Below are 742 nucleotides of genomic sequence, written 5' to 3' on the forward strand. Positions count from 1 at the left end.
GCCCGCCTGCTGACCGTGACGCGCAAAGGAAAAGTCTGCCATCTGCTGACGTCGATGACGGACGCCATGCGCTTCCCCGGAGGAGAAATGGGGGATCTGTACAGTCATCGCTGGGAAATCGAACTGGGATACAGGGAGATAAAACAGACGATGCAACGGAGCAGGCTGACGCTGAGAAGTAAAAAGCCGGAGCTTGTGGAGCAAGAGCTGTGGGGTGTCTTACTGGCTTATAATCTGGTGAGATATCAGATGATTAAAATGGCGGAACATCTGAAAGGTTACTGGCCGAATCAACTGAGTTTCTCAGAATCATGCGGAATGGTGATGAGAATGCTGATGACATTGCAGGGCGCTTCACCGGGACGTATACCGGAGCTGATGCGCGATCTTGCAAGTATGGGACAACTTGTGAAATTACCGACAAGAAGGGAAAGGGCCTTCCCGAGAGTGGTAAAGGAGAGGCCCTGGAAATACCCCACAGCCCCGAAAAAGAGCCAGTCAGTTGCTTAACTGACTGGCATTACAGAACCAAGATGCCTATTTCGTTTCAGCATCAACTGTTAAATTATCTGGTTGCCAACGAGAATACTGAGCTTTTTTGTCCCCAAGACTGACCGTCAACGCCACAATCTTTGACTGTTTGACATTGTCATGCCCGCAGGCCAGCGGATCTAAAGACATTAGACTGAAACATCTAAGTACCCCGAGGAAAAAAAAAAAAAAAAAAAAAAAAAAAAAACCC

At 48.2% G+C, this 742-nt stretch carries 2 protein-coding genes; one reads left to right on the plus strand and one right to left on the minus strand.

Annotation, left to right across the window (positions count from 1 at the left end; all coding sequences use genetic code 11):
* Positions 1–510, plus strand: a 510-nt coding sequence (locus AC0L3J_RS37175) for a transposase (protein WP_198451621.1), incomplete at its 5' end; no start/stop codon positions are given.
* Positions 511–537: 27 nt separating this feature from the next.
* Here AC0L3J_RS37175 and AC0L3J_RS37180 read toward each other — a convergent pair.
* The coding region (locus tag AC0L3J_RS37180; protein WP_473350400.1) for a hypothetical protein at positions 538–742 on the minus strand (205 nt) is incomplete at its 5' end.

It is taken from the genome of Bradyrhizobium sp. Kon37, from assembly GCF_055807535.1.